This window comes from Streptomyces graminilatus (genome assembly GCF_001418565.1).
In the GTDB taxonomy this organism is placed as follows: domain Bacteria; phylum Actinomycetota; class Actinomycetes; order Streptomycetales; family Streptomycetaceae; genus Streptomyces; species Streptomyces graminilatus.
Window position 1 is genome coordinate 1 of the sequence record NZ_LIQQ01000236.1, and the last position, 7,373, is coordinate 7,373.

General features: G+C 71.0%; 8 protein-coding genes. 3 read left to right on the plus strand and 5 right to left on the minus strand.

Features of this window, described 5'->3' with window-relative positions:
• Window positions 1-46: 46 nt before the first annotated feature.
• The 3 genes from AOK08_RS20515 to AOK08_RS20525 form a co-directional block, all read right to left on the minus strand.
• Window positions 47-229, minus strand: a complete 183-nt coding sequence (locus AOK08_RS20515) for a hypothetical protein (protein WP_055527962.1) — start codon at window positions 227-229, stop codon at window positions 47-49.
• 15 nt (window positions 230-244) lie between these two features.
• A complete protein-coding gene (locus AOK08_RS20520; RefSeq protein WP_241827026.1) occupies window positions 245-811 on the minus strand; it encodes an ArsR/SmtB family transcription factor in 567 nt (188 codons plus the stop codon).
• 229 nt (window positions 812-1,040) lie between these two features.
• Window positions 1,041-1,517: an Lrp/AsnC family transcriptional regulator gene (locus AOK08_RS20525; protein ID WP_055527963.1), complete on the minus strand. Its 477-nt coding sequence runs from the start codon at window positions 1,515-1,517 to the stop codon at window positions 1,041-1,043.
• A gap of 127 nt (window positions 1,518-1,644) precedes the next feature.
• On the opposite strand from AOK08_RS20525, the gene hppD reads away from it, so the two are divergent.
• Complete coding sequence (gene hppD / locus AOK08_RS20530) at window positions 1,645-2,790, plus strand: 4-hydroxyphenylpyruvate dioxygenase (protein WP_055527964.1); 1,146 nt, start codon at window positions 1,645-1,647, stop codon at window positions 2,788-2,790.
• 28 nt (window positions 2,791-2,818) lie between these two features.
• Here the strand turns inward: hppD and AOK08_RS20535 are convergent, their stop codons facing one another.
• Window positions 2,819-4,264: a tetratricopeptide repeat protein gene (locus tag AOK08_RS20535; RefSeq protein ID WP_055527970.1), complete on the minus strand. Its 1,446-nt coding sequence runs from the start codon at window positions 4,262-4,264 to the stop codon at window positions 2,819-2,821.
• Window positions 4,265-4,356: 92 nt separating this feature from the next.
• Between AOK08_RS20535 and AOK08_RS20540 the strand changes: the two genes are divergently transcribed.
• Entirely contained in the window at window positions 4,357-5,763 is a 1,407-nt protein-coding gene (locus AOK08_RS20540; protein WP_055527965.1) for an FAD-binding oxidoreductase, read from the plus strand.
• Between the two features lie 19 nt (window positions 5,764-5,782).
• On the opposite strand, the gene AOK08_RS20545 is transcribed toward AOK08_RS20540, so the two are convergent.
• Window positions 5,783-6,307 (minus strand): SsgA family sporulation/cell division regulator, encoded by a 525-nt coding sequence (locus AOK08_RS20545; protein WP_055527967.1) that lies wholly within the window; start codon window positions 6,305-6,307, stop codon window positions 5,783-5,785.
• 267 nt (window positions 6,308-6,574) lie between these two features.
• Here AOK08_RS20545 and AOK08_RS20550 point away from each other — a divergent pair.
• The coding region (locus tag AOK08_RS20550) for a DUF2510 domain-containing protein (protein ID WP_157876739.1) at window positions 6,575-7,373 on the plus strand (799 nt) is incomplete at its 3' end.

Below are 7,373 nucleotides of genomic sequence, written 5' to 3' on the forward strand. Positions count from 1 at the left end.
TTCCCCGCGCCCCTAAAGGCATGCCCCGGCTCGCCGCATATGGAAGCTAGGCGAGCTGCGGCTGTGTGGTGGCCAGGCGCAGGCCCACCTCTACGAGCGTCCAGCCGACGCGGGTGCGCAGGGCCTTCGGGGGGCGCCTGGCGGTGAGGGCGAGTCGGTGGGCGTCGGCCTCGGCGTGGAGGTCGGCGGCGCGGAGGTGATGGAGGGCGAGGTGGGGCTCGGGGTTCATCTGCGGTGACCTTTCTCAGTTGGGGGCGACGTCGGTGTCGGTGTCAGTGCGTGCGTGGATCGGGAAGACGTGCGTGTGGACTCGTACGTTCTCGGCTTCCGGGGTGTCCTCGGCCGGGGCCTTGTCCCGGTAGCTGTCGACCAGCTCGTGCATCCGGGAGATGAGTTCCTGGGCCAGGTCCGGTGTGAGGCGCAGGGACATGTCGCTCAGGTCCGATGCGTTCCGCCAGCCCTCGGACCAGTCGCTCGCGTTGCCCAGCCAGGTCGAGAGCTCCTGGGTGTGGATGTTCGCGACCTCGTGGATGAACAGGTCGGCGGCGCCTCGCACGGCCGGGTCGGGGTCGCGCCGCAGGGCGTCGTCGAACTGGACGCCCTCGTGGACCGCCCGCCACCAGCGCTCCCGCCCTTTGCCGCGCTCAGGCGCGTCCTCGACGAAGGCGTGTTCGGCCAATTGCCGCAGGTGGTAACTGGTGGCCCCGCTGGATTCGCCCAGTTTCGCGGCCAGCTGGGACGCGGTCGCGGGCCCGCCGCGCCGCAGCGCGTTGAGCAGCGCCATACGCAGCGGATGTGCGAGACCTCGCATCGAGCGGGCGTCGAGGACACGCACGTTCGGGCTCTGGTTCGAGTCTGCGTCCGGGTTCGAGTCTGCGTCCGGGTTCAGGTCTGGGGTCGGGGTCGGGTTCGGGTCTGGGGTCGGGTTCGGGTTCGGGTCTGGGGTCGGCTCTTCGTGCTCCGGCATGAGTGCAAAGGTAGCGTTGCAAAGAAATCCTTGCAAGGATTTCTTTGCAACCACTTCTTTGTATGCCGCCGGTTCAGTCACCGTCCTCCGCAGCCGCCTGCTCCACCAGCGGGATGATCCGCAGCGGAACCGGGTTCTCCATGACGATCGCCGTGGCGGCCCGGTCGATGCCGTCGATGCCGACCACCCGGTCGATCACCCGCTGGAGATCCGCGTTCGAGCGGGCCACCAGCCGGCACAGCATGTCCCCGCTGCCGGTGGTCGTGTGCAGTTCCAGTACCTCCGGTACGGACGTCAGGTGGGCCCGTACGTCCGGGCCCTGGCCCTGGCGGATCTGGAGGGTCGCGAAGGCGGTGACCGGGTAGCCGAGGGCCGCCGGGTCCACCTGTGGCCCGAATCCCCGGATGACGCCGTTCGACTGGAGCCGGTCCAGGCGCGCCTGTGCCGTCCCCCTCGCCACTCCCAGCCGCCGGGACATCTCCAGCACCCCGATCCGCGGCTCCCGCGCGAGCAGCACGATGATCCGCCCGTCCAGCTCGTCGATCGCCACAGCAGCCTCCAGGTGGGATGGTCATCCTGTACAGAAAGACCGTGTCTCCGTGCTGCCAGCTGAGCAGAATGTTCAGCCCCAGCGCAAACTGTTGCGCATCTTGCCGTGGCGGGACCACGCTTCCGTCATGACGCAGACCACACACCACACTCCCGACACCGCCCGGCAGGCAGACCCCTTCCCGGTCAAGGGAATGGACGCGGTCGTCTTCGCCGTGGGCAACGCCAAGCAGGCGGCGCACTACTACTCCACCGCCTTCGGTATGCGGCTCGTCGCCTACTCCGGGCCGGAGACGGGCAGCCGCGAGACGGCCTCGTACGTCCTGGAGAACGGCTCCGCCCGGTTCGTGTTCACCTCAGTCGTCAAGGCCGCCACCACCTGGGGCCACTTCCTGGCCGGTCATGTGGCCGAGCACGGCGACGGCGTCGTGGACCTCGCCATCGAGGTCCCGGACGCCCGCGCCGCCCACACGTACGCCGTCGAGCACGGCGCCCGCTCGCTGGCCGAGCCGTACGAGCTGAAGGACGAGCACGGCACCGTCGTCCTCGCCGTGATCGCGACCTACGGCCAGACCCGGCACACCCTCGTCGAGAGGGTCGGGTACGACGGTCCGTATCTTCCGGGGTTCGTCGCCGCCGCACCGATCGTCGAGCCGCCCGCCCGGCGCACCTTCCAGGCGATCGACCACTGTGTGGGCAACGTCGAACTCGGTCACATGGACGAATGGGTCGGCTTCTACAACAAGGTCATGGGCTTCACGAACATGAAGGAGTTCGTGGGCGACGACATCGCCACCGAGTACAGCGCGCTGATGTCGAAGGTCGTCGCCGACGGGACCCTCAAGGTCAAGTTCCCCATCAACGAGCCCGCCATCGCCAAGAAGAAGTCCCAGATCGACGAGTATCTGGAGTTCTACGGCGGTGCGGGAGTCCAGCACATCGCCCTCAACTCGGGCGACATCGTCGAGACCGTACGGACCATGCGGGCGGCCGGAGTCCAGTTCCTCGACACGCCCGACTCGTACTACGACACCCTGGGGGAGTGGGCCGGCGAGACCCGCGTCCCCGTCGAGACACTCCGTGAGCTGAAGATCCTCGTCGACCGCGACGAGGACGGCTACCTGCTCCAGATCTTCACCAAGCCGGTCCAGGACCGCCCGACCGTCTTCTTCGAGATCATCGAGCGGCACGGCTCCATGGGCTTCGGCAAGGGCAACTTCAAGGCCCTCTTCGAGGCGATCGAGCGCGAGCAGGACAAGCGCGGCAATCTGTAAGTACCTATCAACTAATCCTTGTCTGCCGTCAGTTGGGCGGGCCCGATGGATCGGGCTCGCCCAGCGCCGTCAACGCCTCCTTCGCCGTCGGCACCCCCACCGGTGAGAAGTACGGGTTGATCCGCAGCGCCTCCTCCAGGTGCCGGCGCGCGGGGCCCGTCAGGCCCAACTCCCTCTCGATCATGCCCCGGTGGTACGTGTACAGCGCGCTGCGCACCTCGGCGCCGTGCTCCTTGTCGGTCGCCCGTCCCGCCCAGCCGAGCGCCTCCCTGCCTTTACCCGCCCGGTGCAACGCCCAGCCCAGCGCGTCCGCGACCTCCAGCCCCGGCTGCCTCGCCCACTCCGCCCGCAGCCGCCGTACGGCCGACCCCGGGTCCCCGTGATCCGCCTCGAACCTGCCCAGCAGCAACTCGGCGTCCACGCCCCCGGCTTGCTCCCTCGCGACCTGCGCCCGCAGTACGGCGTACTGGGCCCGGGCCTCCGCCGGGCGTCCCAGCGAGTCGTACAACTCGCCCATCTCCAGCGCGTATTGAGGTGAGGGCTGCTTGGCCAGAGCCGTCCGGTAGGCCAGTAGGGCCTCCCTCGTGCGGCCCAGTGCCGCCAGCGCCCTGCCCTTGCCCGCTCGTGCCGACCCCAGTCCCCGGTCGAGTCGCAGCGCTGCCTCGAAGTGCCGTAGCGCGTCCGTCGGTTCGCCTCGCTCCCAGGCCAACTCGCCCGCCCGGTACTGCCATTCGGCCTCCTCGGCCGGGGTCGTCGCCCGGGCCGCCGCGTCCATGAGCGCCGCCTGGGCGTCCTCGCGCCAGCCCCGGTCCCGGTACACGCCCGCCGCCCGCGCCAGCGCCGCCGGGACCGCCGTACCGGCACGCAGCCCCGGCATCCGCTCCAGGGTCCGCCGGACCGCCTTGTAGTCGCCGAGGCCCGTGTACGCGTCGAGCAGCGGCGGGTACGACGTCCAGCGCTTCGGCGCCTGATGCAGTGTGGCTTCGCCCCACTTCCGGGCCGCCCGGTAGTCCCGCCGCGCGTTCGCCAGCGCGGCCATGCCCACGAGGCCCTCGGCGGTCCCGGGCCCGGTCGCCGGGCGCACCCTCAGTGACGTACGCAGCGCCCGTTCCGCCCGTGGGAAGTCGGCGGCGTCCGACGTTCGTCGCCCACGCTCCACGTACGCCGAACCGAGCTGCGCCCAGGCCTGCCCGTCACGCGCGTGGGTGCGTACGAACGCCTCACGGTCGCCGATGAACGCCGCCAGGTCGGGCAGCGCGGCCGGCACCCCGCCGGTCACCGCCCGTTCCGCCCTGGCCGCCGGGCCGGGCGCCGGGGAGGGCGCCGGGGCCGGGCGGTCCGGGGGCAGCAACAGCATCAGCGCGCCGCCGAGTACCGCACACCCCGCGAGTGCGGCGGTCAGCGGGCGCGAGAGGACGCGGCCACGGGTATGGGTACGGCCACGGGCACGGTCATGGACTCTCTCCATCTCCATGGCGATCACTGTGCGTCAATACGACGACCGGATTCCCGTACCGAAAGCTCCTCACGGACGGGGTTCACACCGATGGCCCCGGGTGCGACGCTGTGATCATGAGCCGTATCGAAGCCGCACCCGACGAGGCCCAGGGCAACCTCACCGACCGGCTCCTCGCGGAGCTGCCGGCCGAGGCCGTGCTCACCGATCCCGACGTCACCGCCGCCTACGCCAACGACATGGCGAGCTTCTGCGAGGCGGGCGCCCCGGCTGTCGTGGTCCTGCCGAGAACCGTCGAGCAGGTCCAGCACGTCATGCGCGTCGCCACCGAGCTGCGCGTCCCGGTGGTCCCGCAGGGCGCCCGGACCGGCCTGTCGGGCGCGGCCAACGCGTCCGAGGGCTGCATCGTGCTGTCGCTGGTGAAGATGGACCGGATTCTCGAGATCAACCCCGTCGATCGCATCGCCGTCGTCGAACCCGGTGTCATCAACGCCACCCTCTCCCGCGCCGTCAACGAGCACGGCCTGTACTACCCGCCGGACCCCTCCAGTTGGGAGATGTGCACCATCGGCGGCAACATCGGCACCGCTTCGGGCGGGCTGTGCTGTGTGAAGTACGGGGTGACCGCCGAGTACGTGCTTGGGCTGGACGTAGTACTCGCCGACGGGCGGCTCATGTCCACCGGGCGTCGGACCGCCAAGGGCGTCGCCGGGTACGACCTCACCCGTCTGTTCGTGGGCTCGGAGGGCTCGCTCGGCATCGTCGTACGGGCGGTGCTCGCGCTGAAGCCGCAGCCGCCCGTACAGCTCGTGCTCGCCGCCGAGTTCGCGTCGGCCGCCGCCGCCTGTGACGCCGTCTGCCGGATCATGGAGGGCGGTCATGTGCCGTCCCTCCTCGAACTGATGGACAGGACGACCGTCAAGGCCGTCAACGACCTGGCCAACATGGGACTGCCCGAGACCACCGAGGCGCTGCTCCTCTGTGCCTTCGACACCCACGACCCCGCCGCCGACCTGGCCGCCGTCGGCGCGCTCTGCGAGGCGGCCGGGGCGACGGACGTGGTGCCCGCCGATGACGCCGCCGAGTCCGAACTGCTGCTCCAGGCACGGCGGTTGTGCCTTGTCGCGCTCGAAGCGGTCAAGGGCACGACGATGATCGACGACGTGTGCGTACCCCGGTCCCGGCTCGGCGAGATGCTGGAGGGCGTCGAGCGCATCGCCGAGAAGTACCAGCTGACCATCGGGGTGTGCGCCCACGCGGGCGACGGCAACACCCACCCCACGGTCTGCTTCGACGCCCAGGACCCCGACGAGTCCCGGCGGGCCCGCGAGTCCTTCGACGAGATCATGGCCCTCGGCCTGGAACTCGGCGGCACGATCACCGGGGAGCACGGCGTCGGCATCCTCAAGAAGGAGTGGCTGGCCCGCGAGCTGGGCCCGGTGGGCGTGGAGATGCAGCGCGCGGTCAAGGCGGCCTTCGACCCCCTGGGCATCCTCAACCCCGGCAAGCTGTTCTGACGGACGGGGGCGGTGCGCGTCATACATGTCCTCCCTCCCCGTCCTGGGACTCGTCCGACGGCCACGGGTCGCGCAGCCAGAGGTCATCGGCCGATGGGGGTCCCCACTGTTCGAGCGAAGCCGAGAACTTGGGGGAGGGTGCGAGCAGCTCGGCGAGGCCGTCGTCGATGCCGAGCCGCTCGGCCTCAGAGCCCGGGGGTACCGCCCTCAGGGTGCGCTCCAGCCATGCGGACACCTGTGCGGTGGGCGCCTCCAGCAGGGCGTCCCCGTCGGGTGAACTCAGCGCCATCAGGACGACGCTGCGCCCGTCGACCTTCGTCGGCCACACCCGCACGTCACCGTGCCCGCACGGCCTGAACACCCCCTCGACCAGGAGTTCGCGGGCGAACGTCCAGTGCACGGGGTTCTCGGAGCCGATGTGGAAGGCGATGTGGACGGCGAACGGATCGTTGGTGAGATAGGTGAGACGGGCGGGGACGGGGATGCTCCGTTCCGGCGACAGGATGAGTTTCAGCTCCAGTTCCCGTTCCACCACGGTGTTCATGGCGTGACTCATGGCGGGCACTTCCTCTCGTTGCGGGGGCCCGCATCGGGCCCGTACGAGGAGAGAGCGCGGGCGGGCGTCAGCATTACGCGGGTTCTGAGAGGTTTTTCGGAGAAGTTTTTTGTGAACGGTGTCCGAGCCGTCGCGACGGATGGCAGAAGCTGTCCCGAAGGGGGTAGGTAGCGCGGGAGGGGCATCGGCGCGTGCGCCGGTCTGATAGATGTGGGACACCCCAAATGACCCCCGAGCAGATACGGGACGACGGACATGAGCGCCCCAACCCCGGCCCCCGGTGACGACAGGCCCCGCGAAGGGTTTTACCCGGACCCGTCCATTCCTGGATATGTCCGGTTCTGGAACGGCACCGCCTGGGTGCCGGGCACCAGCCGCCCGGCGCAGTCCGACGGCGTGCCCGCCGCCGCGCGGGTCGAGGAGACCGGGCCGCACTTCTTCGACGAGGACCCGCGCTCCCCGGCCGCCGAGCCGCGCCGGGCGGTCCCGGCCGAGGCCCAGCACGGCAGCCGGCCCGAACCGGCGTCCGCGTGGGGCGCCGACCGCTCCCGTCAGTCCGGGTTCGGCGGCGACCTGGACCGCCATGTCTCCTGGGGCTCACCGGGCTCACCCGCACCGGCTGCCGACCCGAGGACGGCCGACCCCAGGGCCGTCCAGGGGCCCCTGGTGCAGCCGGACGGGCGCTCGGCCCGTACGGACGGTACGGCGACGATCCCACCGGCCGAGCCGGACGCCGGTGACATGCCCGAGTCGGGCACCTTCGTGTTCCGCCGGCCCACCCCGGGACCGGCCGCCGTCGGCGCCGGGGGAGGTGGCGTCCCCGGTACCCGGGGGCCCGCACCCGCCGAGGGCACGATGACTTTCCGTACACAGTCCTCGCGCAAGGGGCGCGAAGGCGGGGCGGACGGCGCGCGGCCCGGGAGCATGGGCGCGCCGGAGGGCGCACAGGGCCCGGTGACGGCACCCGCGGCGCCCGGGTCGGGCCCCGGCTTCGGCGCCGGAAAGGCGGCGGCGGCCCGCGCGGCGGCGGCCCAGGGCGTGAGCCCCGCCCCGC